The sequence below is a fragment of the Amycolatopsis sp. NPDC101161 genome, from assembly GCF_044768185.1.
Lineage (GTDB): Bacteria > Actinomycetota > Actinomycetes > Mycobacteriales > Pseudonocardiaceae > Amycolatopsis.
The window spans coordinates 408297-428329 of sequence record NZ_JBIWPI010000005.1; the positions used below are offsets into that span (position 1 = coordinate 408297).

Below are 20033 nucleotides of genomic sequence, written 5' to 3' on the forward strand. Positions count from 1 at the left end.
GTGAGCCGGGGCCCCTCCTGCGGCGCGCCTGCGTGGTCAGTGCGAATACTGCTCGTTCATGATCAGGAACGCGCCCAGGCCGTGGAAGTCGTTCGTCTTGCGGGCCCGGGCGTAGTAGTACGACAGGTCGCCGACGTTCGTGCCCTCGCAGATGTCGGTGATGTTCGTCAGCCCGTCCGAGCCCACCGACACCTTCTTCAGCACGCCGGCGTAGCCGCGGTCGGCCACCGCCTGGTAGGACGACGGCAGGTAGCCGCGCTGCACACCGCGGGCCATCGTGAACGTGTACATCGACGACGCCGACGTCTCCAGCCAGTTCTTCGCGTCCCCACCGCGGTCGACGACCTGGTACCAGCGGCCGGTCGCGGCGTCCTGGTAGCGCTGGTAGCCCGCCGCCAGGAACTGGACGATCTCGATCAGCGCGGGCCGCCGCGGGTGGTTCGCCGGGAGGACCTCGAGGATGTCGATCGCCGCCATCCCGAACCAGCCGATCGCGCGCGCCCAGTGGTACTTCGAGTGGTGGCCGGCGCCGGAGGCCCACGACTCGGACCCGTCCTCGTCGTAGGCGTGGTAGAGCAGGTTCTTCGCGGGTTCGCGCAGGTGGCTGAAGTAGACGACGAGGTTCTTCGCCGACTCCTCGAAGCAGTAGCCGCCGTCGCCGAACGCCGCGCCGTACAGCGCGAGGAACGGCTGCGCCATGTAGACGCCGTCGCCCCACAGCTGGCCGACCTTGCTCGTGGCGTGGAACATGCCGCCGTCGGACGTGCGCGGGTAGGCCGGGAAGCGCTTGCGCAGCTGGTCGGCCGCCGTCTTGTACTTCTTGCGGCCCGTCTCCGCGAACAGCAGCGGCAGCATCTGGCACGAGCGCATCGAGTCGAGGTTGGTGAAGCTGTTCGAGATCCCGCTGTCGGTGATGAAGCGGTCGTACCACGCGACGATGTAGTCGAGGTACTTCTTCTCGCCGGTGCGCTTGTAGAAGAGGTACTGGCCGTAGAGGTACAACCCGAGGGTGTAGCCCCAGCCGCCGATCTTGTCCGGCGTGTAGCGCTTCATCGTCGAGTCGATGACGGCGCGGGACCAGTCCGCCGGCGGCGCCGCGCCGCCGATCGGGGGAAGCCGGTCCGCCGCGCGCGCGACGGGACCCGCCGCGGCAAGGGCGCCCAGTGCGCCCAGGGTGCCGGCCAGAACCGCGCGCCGGGTGGGGCGAAGGGGGTGCTCGGACATCCGTTGTCCTTTCGTGCACGGGCCCCGGTGAGCGGGCAGTCCCGGAGCGGGGCACCGCGGAAGACGGTGCCCCGCCCCGGAATAGGTGGCCGGGATGCCGATCCGCCGTCCGTCGGCATCCCGACCGGCTCTGGGGTGGGGGCGCGGCGTGCTGCCCTGGTCGCCGGAGCGGTGGGGGAGAGCGAAAGCGCTCTCTGGGGAAACATTTACCCGCCTCGGAGACGCCAAGTCAAGAGAGATCGGATCTCTCGTCTCATATATCAGATATTTAACCCGGTTGGCCGCAGTGGTGATGTACCGGCCGCTGGGACGTCGGGAAAAGGTCGGATCTCAGTCTTGACCGTGCCTTCGAACCAGGAGTACACCACCGGGTGGACCAGACCACTTGGAGGTCGCTGATGTCAGCTCGTTTCCTGCGCCGGGTCTTCGCCGTGTGCGCTTCGCTGCTGGTGGTGGCCGGGCTCGCCGCCGCGCCCGCGTCGGCCGACCTGCAGAAGCCGTCCCAGCAGTGGCTGCGCGACAGCCAGGCGGGCTTGTTCCTGCACTGGGGCATGCGCACGTCCCCCGGCTACACCAGTTGCAGCGCCTGGGAAAAGGCGATCACCGACGGCGGGTGGAATCCCGGCTACTGGGTCACCGAGGCCAAGAAGCTGCACGCGTCGTACCTCGTGCTGGCGTCGTTCCACAGCCGGCTCGGCTACTCGCGGGCGTGGCCCTCGAAGATCCCGGGCAGCTGCAGCACCAAGCGGGACTTCCTCGGCGAGCTGGTCGCGGCGGCGAAACCCCAGGGGCTCAAGGTCATCCTCTACATGACCAACGACGCCCAGTGGCACGACGAGGGCGGCCACGAGTGGCTCGACTCGGCCGGCTACTCGAAGTACAAGGGCAAGACCGTGAACCTCGACACCCAGGACGGCTTCGGCCAGTTCAGCTACGACAACTTCTTCGAGGTCATGAAGAACTACCCCGACCTCGGCGGGTTCTGGATCGACAACGACAGCGACTACTGGCTGTCGCACAACCTCTACCAGCAGATCTACCAGCAGCGGCCGGACTACCTGCTGAGCAACAACAACGAAGACACGCCGATCATGGACACGATCAGCAACGAGCAGAAGACCGGCATGACGCCGGCGTACGACTACCCGCAGGCGACCTACACGGCGATGCCGCGGCTCACCGAGGCGTGCTTCAAGCTGCCCGACACCGGCTCGTGGTGGTACGGCGGCTCCAACTCGGCGGTGAACAAGGCGCTGAACATCGGACGTCTGGTGACGAACTCGGGGTCGTCGATCAAGTCCCTGATGGCCGAGACGGCGATGGTGAACGGCAAGTTCCCGTCGAACCAGGAGGCGTTCAACAACTTCGCGTCCGGTTACCTCGACGCGATCTGGGAGTCGCTCGGCGGCACCGAGGGCGCCGGGTACATGTACGGCGGCATGCAGCCCGGCTTCTGGAACGACGGCGCGCACGGCGTGATCACGATCAAGGGCGCGACGCAGTACGTGCACGTCCTGACCAAGCCGTCGGGCAGCACCCTGAAGATCCGCGACAACGGCTACCGCGTCTCGAAGGTGACGAACCTGCGCACCGGCGCGGCGATCTCCTTCGGCCAGGGCGGCGGCAGCCTGACCCTGACGGGACTGTCCGGGTGGGACACCTACGACACGGTCTTCAAGGTCGAGACGGCCGGCCGCACCGGCACGTACGACCCGAAGACCGTGACGCTCAAGGCGAGCGCGTCCGCGAGCGGCCACAGTGGACAGGCGGCGAGCGACGGTGACTACCTGACGTACTTCGACAACGGCAAGACCCTGCCGGTGAACCTGGACTACGACCTCGGGTCGGCGAAGAAGATCCAGTACCTCGGCCTCAACCAGCGCGAGGACTCGGTCAGCTACGCCCGCTCGGCCAGTGAGCAGTCGGCGCGGATCAAGGCGTACCAGGTGTTCGTGTCGAGTGACGGCAAGAACTGGGGGAGCGCGGTGAAGTCCGGGACGCTCCCGAGCCACCGCGGCGTCCAGTTCGTCGACCTCACGGCGGTGACGGCGAGGTACGTCCGCCTGCAGGTGACGAGCACGTACGCGGCCTCGAGCGACAGCACGCGCTACAAGCGCCTGCGGATCGACGAGACCTGGGTGGGTTCGGACTACGCGACGCAGGCGGGCTGAGCCAGCAGGTCCAGGGTCAGCGCCGCGGTCCAGCCGAACGACCGGGCCCCGTGCCCGGCGCCGGTCAGCGGGTCCACGTACTCGGCGAAGTCCGTCCGCAGCGCCGTCTCGACGAGGTCGGCCCGCAGGTGCTCGGCCAGGGCGTGCTCGCCGTGGTGCAGCAGCCCGAGCCGGACCAGCCAGCCGACGTTCGCCCACGACGGGCCGCGCCAGTAGCGGCCCGGGTCGAACGCCGGCGCGGTCAGGTCGTGGCTCGGGACGCCGTGCACGCGCCCGAGGCCGAACCGCGGCCCGGTGGCCGTCGCCAGCAGGGCCGGGGCGACGGCCAGGTCGGGCAGCAGCAGCGGCAGCAGGCCCGCGCACGTGTACTCCGGCAGCCGCGAGCCGGTGCGGACGTCGCGGGCGAAGAAGAAACCGTCGTCCCACAGCGTTTCCTGCATCGCCTTGGCGACGCGCGCGGCGGACTCGCGGTGCGCGGCGGCGGCCGCGGGCAGGCCCAGCTCGCCGGCGATCTCGGCCAGCGCGAGCTCGGCGTCGGCCAGCAGCGCGTTGAACCCCGGGTCTTCGACGACGAACTCGCCGAAACCTTCGTAGCCGTGGTCGCGGTAGTCCGTCGCGAGCCGGACGTACCGGCCGTAGTCCTCGTCGCTCGGGCGGTCCTCGGCGGCACCGTGCTGCAGGTCGCGGCGGACGAACCCGGTCGACGGCGTGACGCGCGAGAGCGGGCCGTCCCAGGCCGGGCTGTTGTCCATCCCGGACTCCCACGGGTGCACGATCGCCGCCAGCCCGCGCCCGCCGGCGTCCCGCGAACGGCGCAGGTACTCGTGCCAGGCCCGCAGTTTCGGGTACAGCGTGGCGAGGAACGTGCGGTCGGGTTCGGCCTGGTGCACCGCGAGCACGGCCCGCGCGTGCACCGGCGGCTGGATCAGCCCGGACGTGCGCCCGGCCCGCCAGAACGACGGGCCGGGGAAGTACGCCTCGGCGGGCGTGTCCGGGTTGAAGAGGATGTGCGGGACGCGGCCGTCGCGCCACTGCGCGGAGAACAGCGTCAGCAGCTCGCGCCGGGCCCGCGCGGGGGCCGAGTGGCGCAGGCCGATCGCGATGAACGCCGAGTCCCAGCTCCACTGGTGCGGGTAGAGCGAGCGTGAGGGCACGGTCGACGAGCCGAGCCAGTTCCCGTCCAAGACCGCCGCGGCTCGTGTTACATCCATATGTCCAATCTATCTCCGGCTTGTGTATTGTCAATGGACAAAAGTCCGGGAGGAGCGGGATGCCGACCAGTGCGGGTGAGCTGCTGCAGCTGGTCCGGAGCGAGCGGGCGACGACCCGGAAAGCGCTCCTGACCAGTACGGGGCTGTCCCGCACGACGCTCACCGCCCGGCTGGACCAGCTCCTCGGAGCGGGCTTGCTGGCCGAAGACGGCCACGAGGACTCGACCGGCGGCCGCCCGGCGCGCCACCTGCGCTTCGACGACGGGCACGCGGTCGTCCTGGCGGCGAGCATCGACACGATGCACGCCGAGGCGGCGGTGACGGATCTGGCGGGCAGGCGGCTGGCGCATCGCGCGGGTGAGCTGCGCGTCGCGGATGGGCCGGAGGCGGTGCTGGATCGAATCGCGGAGTGGTTCGAGGCGATGCTCGCCGAGGTGGGACGGCCTGGGGGCGGCCTCCAGGGGCACTCGCCCGGCGAACCGCGGCTGGCGGGGCAGGTGCCCGGCGGGCCGGGTGGCGTTGTGCGGGCCGGGCCCGGCCTGGCTGGCGCGCGCGGTGGCGCAGTGGGGGGCAACCCCGGCTCAGATGGGGGGCCGGGTGGCGTTGCGGCGACCGGGCCAGGCTTGGTCGGCGGGCACGGTGGCGCAGCGGCGGACAACCCCGGCTCAGCTGGCGGGCCGAGTGGCGTTGCGGGGGTCAACCCCGGCTCAGCTGGCGGGCAGGCTGGCATCGCGGGGGCCGAGCCCAGCTCAGCCACCCGACCACGCGGCGCCGCGGGAGCCGGCTGGCCACCGGTGTGCGGCATCGGCATTTCCGTGCCTGGCCCCGTCGAACCCGGCCGCACCTGCGTCACCCAGCCGCCGATCATGCCCGGCTGGGACGGCTACCCCATCGACACCCACCTCGGGCCGCGCTTCGGTGCCCCCGTGCTGGTCGACAACGACGCCAACCTGATGGCCCTGGGCGAGCACCGCGCCCGCTACCCGGACTCCCCGGCCCTCGTCGTGGTCAAGGCGTCCACCGGCATCGGCGCGGGCCTGGTGATCGGCGGCGAGGTCTACCGCGGCGTCGACGGCGGCGCCGGCGACATCGGGCACGTCCGCCTGCCGGACCACCCGGAGGCGCGCTGCCTGTGCGGCTCGACGGGCTGCCTCGCGGCGGTCGCCGGCGGCGGCGCGCTGGCCGCGCGGCTGACCGAGCTGGGCCTGCCGACGACGTCGGGATCGGGCGTCCGCGAGCGGATCCTGGCCGGCGAACCGGCGGCGGTCCGCCTGGCCGAAGAAGCCGGGCGGCAGGTGGGGGAAGTGCTGGCGACGCTGGTCTGCGTCGTCAACCCCGGCGTGCTCGTGGTGGCCGGGGACCTCGCCGAGCCGCATTTCGTCGCCGGCGTCCGCGAAGTGCTCTACCGGCGGGCGCTCCCGCGCTCGACGCGGAACTTGCGCATCGAGATCGGTGGGCGCGGTCAGGCGATCGACGGCGCCGTGGCGATGGTCGTGGACGCGCAGTTCTCCCCGGCAGCCGTGGACAAGCGCCTCTGACGGCCGAACTACCGCCACTCCCGGACTGTCCGGTGTGGACGGAGCAACCTACTTTGGTAGGTGGCAGGAGGCGAACCCGCGTGTTCCGCGATACGGACCCGAACCGGACTTACCTCGCATACGGCCTCATTCCTCGCGTTTTCCGTGCGACAAATCGGATTTCGGTACCACGCGTGAATTCGCGACCAGATAACGGTTCCGCAAGTACTTCCCCGCGAGCGGAACACCGATCTAGTCTCGTCCGGTGTTCCAGGCCCATTTCCTGGGGGCCGCTTTCGAAGAGGGAGATTTCTGTGCGAAGAAGCTCCACCCTGCTCCTTTCGCTCGCGGTGGTGGGTGGCCTGACCGGCGCCCTGCCGGCGACGGCGTCCGCGCAGGGGCGTCAGGACATTCCGCAGTCGCACCCGTTGTGGGCGAACGCGCAGGCGAAGGTCGCCGACACGGCGGCCTCGTCGAAGCTGAGCTTCCGGGTCTACCTGAACCAGCGCGACAACGCCGGCGCCGAAGCGCTGGCGCAGGCCGTGTCCGATCCGGACAGCACGACCTACCGCCAGTACCTCAGCCCGGACCAGGTGCGTGACCGGTTCGCGGCGAGCGACGCCACGGTGAACGCCGTCAAGGCGTGGCTGACCGGCAACGGCTTCAGCATCGGTGACGTGCCGTCGAACCGCGCCTACGTCGAGGCCACCGGCACCGCCGACCAGACGCAGAAGGCGTTCGACGTCAAGCTGGCCAAGTACAAGGTCAAGGGCCAGACCCTCCGGGCCGCCGACAAGAACCTGTCGGTGCCGGCGAACCTGGCGAACGACGTCCTCGGCGTCGTCGGTGTCGACCAGGCGACCAACCTGTTCAAGCCCGACCACGCGACCGGCTCCGCGACGCCGGCCGACGTCCCGCCCGGCCCCGGTTTCCGCAACGCGCGGCCGTGCAGCGCCTACTACGGCGAGAAGATCGACACCACCGATCCCGCCTACAACGGCCAGCACCTGCCCTACGCCCCCTGCGGCTACACCCCGGCGCAGCTGCGGTCGGCCTACGGCGTCGACAAGGTCGGCGCGGACGGCAAGGGCACCACGATCGCCATCGTGGACGCGTTCGCCTCGCCGACGATCTACTCCGACGCGAGCACGTACGCGAAGAAGAACGACCCGCAGCACCCGCTGAAGCAGAGCCAGTTCAAGCAGCACGTCTTCCCGGCGAACCCGGTTCTCGAGCCGCCGGACCAGTGCGACGCGGCGGGCTGGTACGGCGAGGAGACCCTCGACGTCGAGGCCGCCCACGGTCTCGCACCGGGTGCCGACATCCTGTACGTCGGCGGCGAGTCCTGCGAGGACAACGCCCTCGACGTGGCGCTGAACTACGTGATCGCCGGCCACAAGGCCGACATCGTGTCGAACTCCTACGGCGACACCGGCGAAGACATCCCGGCCGACGAGGTCAAGGTCTTCAACCAGATCTCGCTGCAGGCGGTGCTCGAGGGCATCGGCGTCTACTTCTCCTCGGGCGACAACGGTGACGAGGTCGCGCGCCTCGGCACGCCGTCGCCGGACTTCTCCGCCTCGGCGCCGTGGATCACCGCGGTCGGCGGCACGTCCATCGCGATCGGCAAGGACGGCAAGCGGATCTTCGAGACCGGCTGGGAGACCAGCAAGTCGCTGCTGACCAACGGCGTCTACGGCCCGGCCAAGTACACCAGCGGTTCCGGTGGTGGCACGAGCCGGCTGTTCCCGCAGCCCTTCTACCAGAAGGGTGTCGTCCCGGACGCGCTGGCGAAGAAGAACCAGACCGGCAACAACAAGGGCCGCGTCGTGCCGGACATCTCGGCGATCGGTGACCCGAACACCGGCTTCCTGGTCGGCCAGACGCAGACCTTCCCGGACGGCGCCTACTACGACCAGTACCGGATCGGCGGCACGAGCCTCGCGTCGCCGGTGTTCGCCGGCATCATGGCGGTGGCCGACAGCTTCGACCACTTCCACCACGGCTTCATCAACCCCGTGATCTACAAGCTGACCTCGCGCACTTCGGCGATCAGCGACGTGAAGCACGTGGACGCCGCGGTGGAGCGCGTCGACTACGCGAACTCGGTCGACGCTTCGGGTGGTCTGCTCACCTCGGTGCGCACGCTCGACTACCAGGGCCTGACCATCCACACCACCCCCGGCTACGACGACGTGACGGGTCTCGGCACGCCCAACGGGCTGCTGTTCCTGCTGCTCGTCTAGTCAGTGCTCCGTGAAGGGCATCCTCGTGGCTACGAAAGCCACGAGGATGCCCTTCACGGCTTTTCGGCGACCAAGGGAATGACGGCGCTCACCGCGGTGCCGCCGTCGCCGCTGACCACGGCGAGCTCACCGCCGAGCGCCTGGACGCGGTCCCGCAGGCCCGCCAGGCCCGTGCCGCCTTCGATGTCCGCGCCGCCGACGCCGGTGTCGGTGACGGCCACCCGCAGCTCGGCGCCTTCGACCGCGATCCGCACGTTCACGCGGTCGGTCTGCGCGTGCTTCATCGCGTTCGTCAGCGCCTCCGACGCCACGAAGTACGCCGTCGCCTCGACCGCCGAGTCCAGCCGGGGCACGGTGCCGACCGTCAGGGCCACTGCCAGCGGGATCCGGTCGGCCAGCGACCGGACCGCCGCCACCAGCCCCGCCTCCGTCAGGATCGCCGGGCGGATGCCGCGCGCGAGCTCGCGCAGCTCCGTGATCGCCGTCTGCAGCTCGTCGACCGTGCCGGACAGCAGCGCCCGGACCTCGGTGGGCAGCGCCGGGCCGTACCGGCGCCCGGCCATCCGCAGCAGCAGCACGACGCTGACCAGCCGCTGCTGGGCGCCGTCGTGCAGGTCGCGCTCCAGGCGGCGGCGCTCCTCGTCGCCGGCCGCGACGAGCCGGGCCCGCGACGCCCGCACCTCGGCCAGCCGCTGCTCGAGCTCCGCGGTGAGCCGCTGGTTGTCGAGCACCAGCCCGGCGGCCGCGTTGAGCGCGTCGATCGAGCGGCTGTCCTTCCACACCTCGTCGTCCTGCACCAGCGCCGCCAGCCCGGTGCCGTCGCGCTCCAGCAGCAGCCGGATCATCTCGGCGTTGCCGACGCGGGCGCGCAGCACGCCGGCCAGGAACGCCAGCGGCCACAGGCAGAACAGAACCCGGTAGACCTGCAGCAGCGGCGCCGACAGCGGGTGGCCGTCGCCGAGCGCGGTGCCGGCGCCGGACGCGAGCGCGCCGAACAGCGCGATCGCGATCACCGGGGACAGCAGCCGCCGCTGGGGCAGCTGCCCGGTCAGCCACCGGTAGAGGAGCACGACGATCACCCCGGCGCTGATCACCGTGGCGGCGAGCTCCAGCACGCGGTCGGCGAGCACCGCGCTCGCCGGGGTGGTCGAGACCGCCAGCAGGTCGCGCGGGTCGTCGCTGACCAGCAGCCCGAGCACGCCCAGCGCGAACACCACCACGTAGGCCCCGCCGACGAGCAGCCGTTCCCAGCGCGACCGGAGCCTGCCGTGCGGGAACGCGAGCACGAGGTGCGCGATCACCGGGCTGGACGCGGCGCGCAGCGGCACGGCGATCGTGTACAGCACGGGGCTGCGCGTGAACTGCAGGTCCTCGAGGAACACGGCGATCCCGGCGAGCGCGATGAGCACGCCGATCGGGTTGGCCGGGCGCCGCACGTGCGCGACCGCGCCGGCGAGCAGGAACAGGAACCCGGTCGTGGTGCTGAGCGCCGTGTCGAGCGCGGAGTGGCTGCCCTCGCCCGCCTTGAGGGTCAGCGCGGTGACGCCGAGGGCGAAACCGGCGGCCAGCAGGCCGGTCATCGCCGGCGTCCGCGGATGCTGCACCACGCAACCCTCCCGGTGTGCCTCGCCGGGCAGTGAGCCTTGTTCAGCCGTCGCCCGACGCATGGCTTTTGCCTGGACCGGCGGTCGGCGATCGGGGCGCGGCGGGCTAACCAGAACAAGGCTCATCCTGGCGCGTGCGTGGAGCGGTCCGGCAGCGGCTAACCGTGATTCGCCCGTTCGGGCCGTCGCGTTACACCACGCGGGCGCGCTTTAGGGTGATCTGCGGACAGGAGGCAGCACATGAGCGGACTGGGTGCCGAGGTCTTCGGCGGGCGGATGCCCACCGGCGGCCGTGACCTGGCGATCGAGACCCACGGCATCAAGCCGGTTCCGGAGGGCAACCGGTTCGGGCGCCCGTGGCGGCTGTTCAGCGTGTGGTTCGCGCCGAACCTGACCATGACGGCGGTGTTCACCGGCACGCTCGCCGCGTCGCTCGGCCTCGGGTTCTGGACCGGCCTGGCGGCGATGCTCGCCGGCACCGTGCTGGGGTCGCTGCCGGTGGCGTACCTGTCGACGTGGGGGCCGCGCACCGGCACCGGCCAGCTGCCCCTGGCGCGGCTGCCCTTCGGCGGCGGGGTGGTGCTGCCGGGGCTCGTCCAGTGGCTCGGCTCGATCGCCTGGGACGCGCTGGTCGGCCTGTTCGGCGGCGAGGCCCTGGCCGAGCTGACCGGGCTGCCGTTCTGGGCCGCGGTGCTGATCGTGCTGGTGCTGCAGTGCGCGCTCGGCGTGTTCGGCTACGCCCTGATCCACCGCGTCCAGGCGGTGATGAGCGTGCTGCTGGTGCTCGCGTTCGCCGCGCTGGCCGTGAAGGTCCTTTCCGGACACCCGATCGCCGCCGCGAACACGGCGTCGGGCGCCGACCTCGCGGGCGGGATCGTGCTGTTCACGACGATCACCTTGTCGCTGGCGATCTCCTGGGCGCCGTACGCGTCGGACTTCAGCCGCTACCTGCCCGTTTCGACGTCGTCGCGGTCGGTGTTCTGGGCGACGCTGCTCGGCCTCGTCGCGTCGTACGCGATCGGCGAAGGCCTCGGGCTCGCGCTGGGGTCGTCGCTGGGCGACCAGACGGCGGCGGGGGTCGCGCACCTGCTCGGCGGCGGGTTCCTGGGCGCGCTGGCGCTGGCGGTGATCGCGCTCGCGGCGGTGTCGTCGAACGCGATGAACGACTACAGCGGCTCGCTCGCCCTGCAGACCGTCGGCGTCCGGCTGCGGCGCCCGGTGTCGGCGGTGGTCGTCACGGTGCTGGCGTTCGCGCTGATCCTCTGGATGCACAGCGGCGACCTGTCGGCGAAGTTCGAGAACGTGCTGCTGTTCGTGAGCTACTGGATCCCGCCGTTCCTCGGCGTGGTCGTCCCGGACTGGCTCGCGCGCACCCGCGGCGGCCGGCGGGTGGACGTCCTGGCGTCGACGTCCGTGCGGCCGTGGGCGGCGCTGGTGGCGTTCGTGGTGGGCTTCGGCGCGGCGGTGCCGTTCATGAACACGTCCCTCTACACGGGACCGGTGGCGGCGGCGCTGCACGGCGCGGATCTCGCGTACTACGTCGGTCTGGTGGTTTCGCTGGCAGCGTATTTCCTGCTGCGGCGCCGCATTGACCTCAAGTAATGTAGAGGTTTGACGATGGTGTGGTACCCCTCGAAGGAGGAACCATGCCAACCGCACTCGTCACCGGAGCATCCGCGGGCCTGGGCCGCGCCCTCGCCGCCGCCCTGGTGAGTCGCAAGTGGACGGTCGTCGGCGACGGCCGCGACGCGGCCGCGCTTTCGGCCGCTGCCGGGGAGATCGGCTTCACGGCCGTTCCCGGCGACGTCGCCGACCCGGCCCACCGCGCGTCCCTGGCCGAGGCCTGCCCGTCGCTCGACCTGCTCGTCAACAACGCCAGTTCGCTGGGGGTCAGCCCCTTGCCGCCGCTGGGCGGCTACCCGTTGGCGGAACTGGAAAAGGTCTACCGCGTCAACGTCTTCGCGCCGCTGGCGTTGACGCAGCTGCTGCTGCCCGCGCTGACGGCGGCGCGGGGCACGATCATCGACCTCAGCTCGGACGCGGCGGTCGAAGCGTACGAGGGCTGGGGCGGCTACGGCTCGGCGAAGGCAGCGCTCGACCAGGTCACGGCGGTGCTGGGCGCGGAGAACCCGGAGTTGGCGGTGTACGCGGTCGACCCGGGCGACCTGCGCACGGCGATGCACCAGCGAGCGTTCCCGGGCGAGGACATCTCGGACCGGCCGCTGCCCGCGTCGGCGGTCCCGGCGTTCCTGCGGTTGCTGGACGAGCGTCCCCCGAGCGGCCGCTACCGCGCGGCGGACCTGCTGGTGCCGGCATGAGCATCCGGTTCGACCTGCCCGCGGAGCTGTCGGCCTCGGCCCCACCGGAGGCTCGCGGCGTCGCGCGCGACGGGGTCCGCTTGCTGGTGGCGTCGCCCGCGGGAGTCCACCATTCGGTGTTCTCGTCGGTGGGCTCGTTTCTGTCGGCGGGCGACTTGCTGGTGGTGAACACGTCGGCAACGCTCCCGGCGGCGGTGGACGCCACCCGCGACGGGCGTCCGATCGCGGTCCACTTTTCGACGTCCCTCGACGACGGTTCGTGGATCGTCGAGCTGCGCACTCCGTCGGGCCCGCTGTTGGACGGCCGCGCGGGAGAGCAGGTGTCGCTGCCGGAGGGCGCGTCGCTGACGTTGCTGGAGCCAGTCGCCTCGGGTTCCCGGCGCCTGTGGCGGGCGACGGTGTCGGTGGAGGTCCCGCGCCTCCTCGCGACGGCGGGGCGTCCGATCCGCTACGGGTACGTGCCGGGGACGTGGCCATTGGCCGATTACCAGACGGTGTTCGCCCGAGAGCCGGGAAGCGCGGAGATGCCCTCGGCGGCGCGGCCGTTCACGGCGTCGTTGGTGACGCGGTTGGTCACGGAGGGGGTGTTGTTCGCGCCGCTGGTGTTGCACACGGGGGTGTCCTCGCCGGAGGCGGGCGAGCCCCCGCAGGCGGAGAGGTACCGGGTGCCACCAACGACCTCGGCGCTGGTGTCGTGGGTCCGTTCGCGAGGAGGCCGGGTGATAGCGGTGGGCACAACGGCGGCGCGAGCATTGGAGTCGGCCGCTGACGGCTCGGGTGCCGGATGGACGGAGCTGGTGCTGGGCCCGGATCGCCCGGCTCGTTTGGTGGACGGGATCGTGACGGGGTTGCACGCCCCGGACGCGTCGCATCTGTTGTTGCTGGAGGCGGTGGTCGGCCGCGAGCTGGTCCAGCGCGCGTACGACGCGGCGGTGGAGCGGAAGTACTTGTGGCACGAGTTCGGCGACGTGTCCTTGTTGTTGCGCCGCTGACCTGCCCGCCTTCTTTGCCGAGGGTGGGGAGGCCGCGGTGGCTGTCGGCGGGTCTGCGATCCGACGGTGGTCTGGTGGCAGTGGCCCGGCCCACAGCCACTGGGCACACCCAAACCTGCGGGCTGCCCGGCCGCGACGTGCCGCTGCTGCTGGGCCGCCGCCGGTCCGCCGCCCACACAAGACCCCGCCTTCCCTGGGGGCCTGCCCGCTTCCAGCGTATCGAGCCGGGCCGACGAAAAGCCGCGTGAAACCACAGCCCGGGCGGGCTCATCCACATCACGCCCGGGCTGTGGAAAACTCGGGCGCTGGTTTCGGGGCGCCACAGTCTGTCGCCCACAGCGCAGCTGTCCGTGATCGCCACTACGGCGATCCGTCTGCCCACGGTCGCGCCTGCCGTCAGCCAAGACGCAGTGTGGCGTTGTTGCCAAGCCGCTGATCCGTCGCCGCTCATGCAGACCCGAGGGTCGCCTAATTGGGGGACTTTCGGCAGGCCTGGCGAGGCCGCGGCGAGGAGTCTCGGCGCGACTTCGCCAGGGCCCTGGCGTGGCAGCAGATGGAAGTGGCCGACGTGCCGGCCCCTCCCCAGGAACTTGCACGCCAAGTCAAACCACAGCCCGGGCGGGCTAATCCACATCACGCCCGGGCTGTGGACAACTCGATGGCTAGTTCCGAGCCTCCGAGCGTCGCCGCGAGCGGAGCAGGCCGAACCCGGCCACCACCGCGATCCCGAACCCCACCCCGGTCACCACCGAAGCCACCAAACTCGCCGTCGCGGTCGCCAACCCGAACGCCCCACCCAGGTAAACCGGGATGCTCACCGCCACCGGCAGCCAGTTCCGCAACGCGAAAGCGCGGTCCGACGCCACCCACAGCACCAGCGTCACCGCCGCCCCGGTCAGCACCGGGATCGCCCACACCACCAGGCTCGTCACCGCGTCCATGCCGAGTGACCTGAGCCACTCGAACGTCGCCTGGCCCATTCCGATGAACAGCACGACCAGCGCCACGCGGACGCCGGTGGCTCCCTGGCCCCGTCGGCTCGTCATGTTCCCTCCCGAATACGTCGTCACTCGTACCACGTTCGGGTGATGGAAGAGGTTGCCTCGGAGCGCCGGGCGGTTCGCCACTGCACGGCCGCGAACGCCAGGAAGACCAGCAGCGGAACGGTCATGAACACGAGCACGAACTGGTGACCCGGGGTCGCCGAGCCGGTGACCAGGCCGGACACCCCGAGCACGGTCGCCGGGACAGCCCCACCGAGCAGCGGAACCGCCAGGCGGGCCCGGCCCTTGCCCGTGCGCCACCAGTAGAGGAGGCCACCAGCCAGGCAGAGCAGGTCCAGGGCGACCACCAGCACCACGGCCGTCCACTCGCCGACGCCGAGCGAGGTCAGCCAGTCGGCCCCGATCGGGCTGAGCGCGCCGCCCGCCCACGTCGCCAGCGCCACCAGGACCACCAGCCGGATTTCCGCCACTGTCTTCATCGCTCCCCCTCGAAGTCGTCGAGAGCACCACGCGCGAGCGGGCCGGATGGTTGCCTATAGGCGCACCCCGCGACCGATGTCAAGGAATCTCAGCCGATTTCCCGAGATGCGGATGGCTATGCGCCCCAGTGGGTGACCGTGCGAACCTCGCCCCCGACACCGACCCCCGAAAGGCGACCTCGACGTGCGCACCCACCACAGAACCCGCTTCCTGGCCTCGGCGCTGGCCGCCCTGACCGTCGTGGGCGTGCTCGCGGGCTGTTCCCGGGCCGACAGCACCGCCGCCCCGGCCGCGAACCAGGGGTCCGCCGGCGAGGTGCGGCTCGGCTTCTTCCCGAACGTCACGCACGCGCCCGCGCTGATCGGCGTCAAGAAGGACTTCTTCAAGCAAGAGCTCGGCTCGACCAAGCTCACCACCCAGACCTTCAACGCCGGCCCCGAAGAGGTCAACGCGCTGCTCGGCGGCTCGCTCGACATCGCCTACATCGGCTCCGGCCCGGCGATCAACGCCTTCACCAAGTCCAAGGGCGCCATCCAGCTGGTCTCCGGCGCCGTCTCGGGCGGTGCTCAGCTCGTGGTCAAGCCGGACATCACCAGCGTCGACCAGCTCAAGGGCAAGACGATCGCCACGCCGCAGCTGGCCAACACCCAGGACGTCGCGCTCAAGAAGTTCCTCGCCGGCAAGCAGCTGACCGACCAGGTCAAGATCACCAACCTGGACAACTCCAAGACGCTCGACGCCTTCAAGAAGGGCGAGCTCGACGGCGGCTGGCTGCCCGAGCCGTGGGCCTCGCGGCTGGTGCTCGACGCCGGCGCGAAGGTCCTCGTCGACGAGAAGGACCTGTGGCCGGGCGGTCGGTTCCCGACCACCGTCGTCATCGTGCGCAGCGAGTTCCTGCAGCAGCACCCGGACACCGTCAAGGCGGTCCTGAAGGGCCAGCTGGCCGCGATCGACTGGGCGAAGGCCAACCCGGCGGACGCGAAGACGGTCGTCAACGGCGCCCTCAAGGAGTTCGCCGGCAGCAGCCTGAGCCAGGGCGTCATCGACCGCGCGTTCTCCGGCATCGAGCTGACGACCGATCCGATCCCGGCCGAGTTCCCGCAGCTCGCGCAGGACTCGGTGACGGCCGGCGTGGTGAAGTCGGCGGTAGCGTTGAAGGGCTTCGCCGACTTCGGGCCGCTCAACGACGTCCTCAAGGAGAAGAACCAGCCCGCCGTCAACGCGCCCGAACTCGTCAAGTGATCCCGAGAGGCAGCCAGCGATGACCACGACCCTCCCGACCGGCCGGAGCAGCTTCACCGGCGCGACCGCGGTCCGGCTCGACGGCGTCCGCAAGACGTTCGGCCCGGCCGGGCGGGCGGTCGTCGCGCTCGACGGCGTCGACCTCACGGTCGCGCCCGGCGAGTTCGTCTGCCTCCTCGGCGCGTCCGGCTGCGGCAAGAGCACGCTGCTGAACCTGGTCGCGGGGCTCGACGCGCCGTCGGCGGGGGAGATCACGCTGAACACGTCCCGGCCCGCGGTCATGTTCCAGGAGGCCGCGCTGATGCCGTGGCTGACCGCGGCCCGCAACGTCGAGCTGCCGCTGCGGCTGGCCGGTTTCGGGCGCGCCGAGCGTCGCGAAAAGGCCGCCGAGCTGCTGGACCTGGTCCGGCTGAACGGCGCGGGCGGCAAGCGGCCGCACGAGCTGTCCGGCGGGATGCGGCAGCGCGTCGCGCTGGCCCGCGCGCTGGCCGCGACCCTGCGCGTCGGCGGCGACCCGGAGCAGGCGCTGCTGCTGATGGACGAGCCGTTCGCCGCGCTCGACGCCATCACCCGCGACGTCCTGCAGGGCGAGCTGCTGCGCGTCTACCGCAGCACCGGCACGTCGGTGCTGTTCGTGACCCACGACGTGCGCGAGGCCGTCCGGCTCGGGCAGCGCGTGGTGCTCCTGTCGTCGCGGCCGGGCAAGGTCGTGCGCGAGTGGACGGACGTCCCGCTGGCCGACGCCGAGGAGCTCACCGAGGAGATCACCGGGCACCTGCGAGAGGTGATCAGCACCCATGCCGCAGCTTGACCAGTCCGCCGAAGACGACCTCGACGCGGTCGGCGCCGGACTGGACTCGCTCGACGCCCCGCCCGGCGAGCGCCGCCCGAGCTTCTGGAAGCGGTTCGCCTGGGGTTTCCTGCCCCCGGTGCTCGCGCTGGCCCTGCTGGTGGTCGTCTGGCAGATCCTCTGGGCGGCGGCGTTCTGGTCGGAGGCCCAGCTGCCCGCCCCGATCGCGGTGTGGAACGAGTTCTGGGGCATCGTCGTCGACGGCAAGGTGTTCGGCTTCGTCTGGACGTCGGTGCACCGCGCCGCGCTCGGCTTCCTCGCGGGGGTGGTGATCGGCACGCCGCTCGGCCTGGTGGTGGCGAAGGTCCGGGTGGTCCGCGCGGCGCTCGGGCCGTTGCTGACGGGGCTGCAGAGCCTGCCGTCGGTGGCGTGGGTGCCGGCGGCGATCCTGTGGTTCGGTATCAACGACGGGGCGATCTACTTCGTCGTGCTGCTGGGCTCGGTGCCGTCGATCGCGAACGGCCTGGTGTCGGGCATCGACCAGATCCCGCCGATCCTGCCGCGGGTGGGCCAGGTGATGGGCGCGAACCGGCTGTCGTCGGCCCGCCACATCCTGCTGCCGGCGGCGCTGCCGGGGTTCTTGGCGGGGTTGAAGCAGGGCTGGGCGTTCTCGTGGCGCTCGCTGATGGCGGCGGAGCTGATCGCGTTGTCGCCGCAGCTGGGTGTCGGGCTCGGGGCGTACTTGAACCAGGGCTCGTCGCTGAACAGCATCGAGACGGTGATCGCGGCGATCTTCCTGATCCTGCTGGTGGGGATCGGGATCGAGCTGCTGGTGTTCCGGCCGCTGGAGCGGGCGGTGCTGCGGGCTCGCGGGCTGACTTCGTCGCTTTAGGAAATCATCGCCGGACGATGTCGAAGCCGGATCCTCGGCGTCGACGTCCCCTTCGAAAGTCGACGAAGGGACTGGGCGATGGTTCTCGCGTACACGCTGTTCGGAAAGGTCTGGGCCCAGCTCAGCGCGGCCGGCGCCGAGGCACGGCCGTCGCCGTGGCGGATGGGCGCGGAGTTCGGCCGGACGCTCGTCCTGGTGACGGCTTTCGCGGTGCTGGCTTCCGCCGCCGGTGTCCCGGGCGTCCCCGGCGCGCTCGGCTTGGCGCTGCTGGCCTGGGCCGGCTTCCCGGTGGTCATCCTGGCCGGCTCGGTGCTCCACGAGCGCGTCCCGGTGCGCCTCGCCGCCTTGCACGCCGGCGACTGGCTGGCCAAGATCGCCGTGGTGGCCCTGGTCCTGGGGGTGTGGCGATGACTTCCGTCCTGCTCGAAGGCATTGCCTTCGGCGAGTCCCCGCGCTGGCACGGCGGGCGGCTCTGGTTCGCCGACTGGCTGGCGCACGAAATCGTCGCCGTCACCCCCGCCGGGCAGCGCGAGGTCGTCTTCCGCGCGGACTTCCCGACGATGCCGATGTGCTTCGACTTCCTCGACGGCGAGCCACTCGTCGTGTCCTCCGCCGACGGCCTGCTGCTCCGGCTCACGGAATCCGGCGTGAAAACCCACGCCGACCTGGGCGAGCGTGGGTTCAACGAGATCGTCGTCGCGCGCGATGGCGGCTGCTACGTCAACGGCGGCGGCTTCGACCTGATGGCCGGCGAGGAGTACCGGCCGGGCTCGATCCTGCACGTCACGCCGTCGGGTGAAACGCGCCGCGTGGCCGGCGACATCGCCTTCGGCAACGGCATGGCCCTGACGCCGGACGGCTCGACGCTGATCGTGGCCGAGTCCTACGCCAACCGGCTCACGGCGTTCACCGTGCTCCCGGACGGCGGCCTCGCGGACCGCCGCGTGTGGGCCGACCTCGGCGACGGCGCGCCCGACGGCATCGCGCTCGACGCCTCGGGCGCCGTCTGGGTGTCGGACGTGCCGCACCGGTCGTGCACGCGGGTGCGGGCCGGGGGAGAGGTCCTCGAACGGCTCGAATTCGAACACGGCTGCTTCGCCTGCGCGCTGAGCGAGGACACGTTGTACCTGGTCACGCAGGAATGGCGCGGCCTCGACGGCGTCGGAGGGGAGCGGACCGGGCGGATCCTGACGCACCCGGTCGAGGTCGGCCGAGCCCGGTGACATCGGTCACGGAACGATGCCCGGCCGGCGTTCGTTGACGGTACCTACGGCACCGTAACTTACGGTTGCGTAGCCCCGACCCCCGGAAGGACGTGCGCATGACCGTCTCCGAGAGCACCGCGCTGATGTACGAGCTGGAGGGGACGGTCGAGGAGAACCTCAACCGCCACCTCGCCGCCGCCCAGGAGTGGATGCCGCACGAGTTCGTGCCGTGGAGCGAAGGCCGGAACTTCGCCGACCTCGGCGGTGAGGCGTGGGACCCGGAGCAGTCGCGGGTCACGCCCATCGCGCGGACCGCGCTCGAGGTCAACCTGCTGACCGAGGACAACCTGCCGAGCTACCACCGGGAGATCGAGCGCGCCTTCGGCCGCGACGGCGCCTGGGGCACGTGGGTGCACCGCTGGACGGCGGAGGAAGGCCGGCACGGCATCTGCATCCGCGACTACCTGCTCGTGACGCGGGCGGTCGACCCGGTCGAGCTCGAGCGGATGCGCATGGAGACCATGCAGGCCGGCTACGAGACCGGCGACAAGCCGCTACTGCGGGTCTGCGCGTACGTCTCGTTCCAGGAGCTCGCGACGCGGCTGTCGCACCGCAACACCGGCCGCTACACCCAGGACCCGCTGGCGGAGAAGCTGCTGACCCGCGTGTCCACGGACGAGAACCTGCACATGGTCTTCTACCGCAACCTGGTGAAGGCGGCGTTCGAGATCGCCCCGGACGCGACGATGCGCGCGATCACCGACGAGGTCCTCGACTTCGCGATGCCCGGCGCGGTCATCCCCAGCTTCGCCCGCAAGGCGGCGCTGATCGCCAAGGCCGGCATCTACGACCTGCGCATCCACCACGACGACGTCGTGCAGCCGCTGCTGCGGTACTGGAAGGTGTTCGACCGGACGGGGTTCGGCGAGGTCGGCGAGACGGCCCGCGAGGAGCTCGCGGCGTTCCTCAAGACCCTCGACACGCAGGCCGCGCGCTTCGAGGAGCGTCGCGACGCCGCGGCCGCCCGGGCCGCCGCTCGCGGTCTCCCGGCGCTCTGAAGCCCGGCGCACGACCAGCCGCGGCAGACCCTCGCCCGCGGAAGGCCGCAGCCGAGGCGCCGTGGCTCGGCCGCACCGG

At 71.2% G+C, this 20033-nt stretch carries 17 protein-coding genes; 12 read left to right on the top strand and 5 right to left on the bottom strand.

The window, feature by feature from the left end; translation table 11 throughout:
- Positions 1-36: 36 nt before the first annotated feature.
- On the bottom strand, positions 37-1224 hold the full coding sequence (locus tag ACIRSS_RS35330; RefSeq protein ID WP_400902809.1) for a glycoside hydrolase family 105 protein: 1188 nt from the start codon (positions 1222-1224) through the stop codon (positions 37-39).
- Between the two features lie 398 nt (positions 1225-1622).
- Here ACIRSS_RS35330 and ACIRSS_RS35335 point away from each other — a divergent pair, with 398 nt between their 5' ends.
- Positions 1623-3395, top strand: a complete 1773-nt coding sequence (locus tag ACIRSS_RS35335) for an alpha-L-fucosidase (protein ID WP_400902812.1) — start codon at positions 1623-1625, stop codon at positions 3393-3395.
- Here the strand turns inward: ACIRSS_RS35335 and ACIRSS_RS35340 are convergent.
- Complete coding sequence (locus ACIRSS_RS35340) at positions 3374-4606, bottom strand: MGH1-like glycoside hydrolase domain-containing protein (protein ID WP_400902815.1); 1233 nt, start codon at positions 4604-4606, stop codon at positions 3374-3376. The two genes, ACIRSS_RS35335 and ACIRSS_RS35340, sit on opposite strands and share 22 nt — an antisense overlap.
- Before the next feature lie 59 nt (positions 4607-4665).
- On the opposite strand from ACIRSS_RS35340, the gene ACIRSS_RS35345 reads away from it, so the two are divergent.
- Entirely contained in the window at positions 4666-6144 is a 1479-nt protein-coding gene (locus ACIRSS_RS35345; protein WP_400902818.1) for an ROK family protein, read from the top strand.
- Positions 6145-6437: 293 nt separating this feature from the next.
- Positions 6438-8369 carry a protease pro-enzyme activation domain-containing protein gene (locus ACIRSS_RS35350; protein ID WP_400902821.1) on the top strand — a complete coding sequence of 644 codons (1932 nt, stop codon included), beginning with the start codon at positions 6438-6440 and terminating at the stop codon, positions 8367-8369.
- A 53-nt stretch (positions 8370-8422) separates the two neighbouring features.
- On the opposite strand, the gene ACIRSS_RS35355 is transcribed toward ACIRSS_RS35350, so the two are convergent.
- Positions 8423-9973 (bottom strand): sensor histidine kinase, encoded by a 1551-nt coding sequence (locus ACIRSS_RS35355; RefSeq protein ID WP_400904008.1) that lies wholly within the window; start codon positions 9971-9973, stop codon positions 8423-8425.
- A gap of 240 nt (positions 9974-10213) precedes the next feature.
- On the opposite strand from ACIRSS_RS35355, the gene ACIRSS_RS35360 reads away from it, so the two are divergent.
- Genes ACIRSS_RS35360 through ACIRSS_RS35370 form a run of 3 tightly spaced genes read left to right on the top strand, consistent with a single transcriptional unit; the run spans position 10214 to position 13283 of the window.
- On the top strand, positions 10214-11575 hold the full coding sequence (locus ACIRSS_RS35360; protein ID WP_400902824.1) for a purine-cytosine permease family protein: 1362 nt from the start codon (positions 10214-10216) through the stop codon (positions 11573-11575).
- Positions 11576-11619: 44 nt separating this feature from the next.
- On the top strand, positions 11620-12291 hold the full coding sequence (locus ACIRSS_RS35365) for an SDR family NAD(P)-dependent oxidoreductase (RefSeq protein ID WP_400902827.1): 672 nt from the start codon (positions 11620-11622) through the stop codon (positions 12289-12291).
- A complete protein-coding gene (locus ACIRSS_RS35370; RefSeq protein ID WP_400902830.1) occupies positions 12288-13283 on the top strand; it encodes an S-adenosylmethionine:tRNA ribosyltransferase-isomerase in 996 nt (331 codons plus the stop codon). The genes ACIRSS_RS35365 and ACIRSS_RS35370 overlap by 4 nt, the downstream gene beginning before the upstream one ends.
- 662 nt (positions 13284-13945) lie before the next feature.
- On the opposite strand, the gene ACIRSS_RS35375 is transcribed toward ACIRSS_RS35370, so the two are convergent.
- Both ACIRSS_RS35375 and ACIRSS_RS35380 read right to left on the bottom strand, forming a co-directional pair.
- Entirely contained in the window at positions 13946-14329 is a 384-nt protein-coding gene (locus ACIRSS_RS35375; protein WP_400902832.1) for a hypothetical protein, read from the bottom strand.
- A gap of 20 nt (positions 14330-14349) precedes the next feature.
- Positions 14350-14766 carry a hypothetical protein gene (locus ACIRSS_RS35380; protein ID WP_400902835.1) on the bottom strand — a complete coding sequence of 139 codons (417 nt, stop codon included), beginning with the start codon at positions 14764-14766 and terminating at the stop codon, positions 14350-14352.
- Between the two features lie 184 nt (positions 14767-14950).
- On the opposite strand from ACIRSS_RS35380, the gene ACIRSS_RS35385 reads away from it, so the two are divergent.
- The 6 genes from ACIRSS_RS35385 to ACIRSS_RS35410 all read left to right on the top strand — a co-directional run bounded on the left by ACIRSS_RS35385 (position 14951) and on the right by ACIRSS_RS35410 (position 19954).
- Positions 14951-16009, top strand: coding sequence for an ABC transporter substrate-binding protein (locus ACIRSS_RS35385; protein ID WP_400902838.1), 1059 nt, complete (start codon positions 14951-14953; stop codon positions 16007-16009).
- 19 nt (positions 16010-16028) lie between these two features.
- On the top strand, positions 16029-16820 hold the full coding sequence (locus ACIRSS_RS35390; RefSeq protein WP_400902840.1) for an ABC transporter ATP-binding protein: 792 nt from the start codon (positions 16029-16031) through the stop codon (positions 16818-16820).
- The gene (locus ACIRSS_RS35395) at positions 16807-17691 is read left to right on the top strand and encodes an ABC transporter permease (RefSeq protein ID WP_400902845.1); all 885 of its coding nucleotides are present in this window, start codon (positions 16807-16809) and stop codon (positions 17689-17691) included. The genes ACIRSS_RS35390 and ACIRSS_RS35395 overlap by 14 nt, the downstream gene beginning before the upstream one ends.
- A 78-nt stretch (positions 17692-17769) precedes the next feature.
- Positions 17770-18102: a DUF1761 domain-containing protein gene (locus ACIRSS_RS35400; RefSeq protein WP_400902848.1), complete on the top strand. Its 333-nt coding sequence runs from the start codon at positions 17770-17772 to the stop codon at positions 18100-18102.
- A complete protein-coding gene (locus tag ACIRSS_RS35405) occupies positions 18099-18914 on the top strand; it encodes an SMP-30/gluconolactonase/LRE family protein (RefSeq protein ID WP_400902851.1) in 816 nt (271 codons plus the stop codon). Before ACIRSS_RS35400 ends, ACIRSS_RS35405 begins: the two co-directional genes overlap by 4 nt.
- A gap of 98 nt (positions 18915-19012) precedes the next feature.
- The gene (locus tag ACIRSS_RS35410; RefSeq protein ID WP_400902854.1) at positions 19013-19954 is read left to right on the top strand and encodes an acyl-ACP desaturase; all 942 of its coding nucleotides are present in this window, start codon (positions 19013-19015) and stop codon (positions 19952-19954) included.
- Positions 19955-20033 lie beyond the last annotated feature (79 nt).

Bases quoted from the DNA above. Each gene is read 5' to 3' on its own strand.
- ACIRSS_RS35395 (WP_400902845.1), top strand. From the start codon at position 16,807: ATGCCGCAGCTTGACCAGTCCGCCGAAGACGACCTCGACGCGGTCGGC.
- ACIRSS_RS35380 (WP_400902835.1), bottom strand. From the start codon at position 14,766: ATGAAGACAGTGGCGGAAATCCGGCTGGTGGTCCTGGTGGCGCTGGCG.
- ACIRSS_RS35370 (WP_400902830.1), top strand. From the start codon at position 12,288: ATGAGCATCCGGTTCGACCTGCCCGCGGAGCTGTCGGCCTCGGCCCCA.
- ACIRSS_RS35365 (WP_400902827.1), top strand. From the start codon at position 11,620: ATGCCAACCGCACTCGTCACCGGAGCATCCGCGGGCCTGGGCCGCGCC.
- ACIRSS_RS35335 (WP_400902812.1), top strand. From the start codon at position 1,623: ATGTCAGCTCGTTTCCTGCGCCGGGTCTTCGCCGTGTGCGCTTCGCTG.
- ACIRSS_RS35340 (WP_400902815.1), bottom strand. From the start codon at position 4,606: ATGGATGTAACACGAGCCGCGGCGGTCTTGGACGGGAACTGGCTCGGC.
- ACIRSS_RS35410 (WP_400902854.1), top strand. From the start codon at position 19,013: ATGACCGTCTCCGAGAGCACCGCGCTGATGTACGAGCTGGAGGGGACG.
- ACIRSS_RS35360 (WP_400902824.1), top strand. From the start codon at position 10,214: ATGAGCGGACTGGGTGCCGAGGTCTTCGGCGGGCGGATGCCCACCGGC.
- ACIRSS_RS35330 (WP_400902809.1), bottom strand. From the start codon at position 1,224: ATGTCCGAGCACCCCCTTCGCCCCACCCGGCGCGCGGTTCTGGCCGGC.
- ACIRSS_RS35400 (WP_400902848.1), top strand. From the start codon at position 17,770: ATGGTTCTCGCGTACACGCTGTTCGGAAAGGTCTGGGCCCAGCTCAGC.
- ACIRSS_RS35405 (WP_400902851.1), top strand. From the start codon at position 18,099: ATGACTTCCGTCCTGCTCGAAGGCATTGCCTTCGGCGAGTCCCCGCGC.
- ACIRSS_RS35390 (WP_400902840.1), top strand. From the start codon at position 16,029: ATGACCACGACCCTCCCGACCGGCCGGAGCAGCTTCACCGGCGCGACC.
- ACIRSS_RS35345 (WP_400902818.1), top strand. From the start codon at position 4,666: ATGCCGACCAGTGCGGGTGAGCTGCTGCAGCTGGTCCGGAGCGAGCGG.
- ACIRSS_RS35375 (WP_400902832.1), bottom strand. From the start codon at position 14,329: ATGACGAGCCGACGGGGCCAGGGAGCCACCGGCGTCCGCGTGGCGCTG.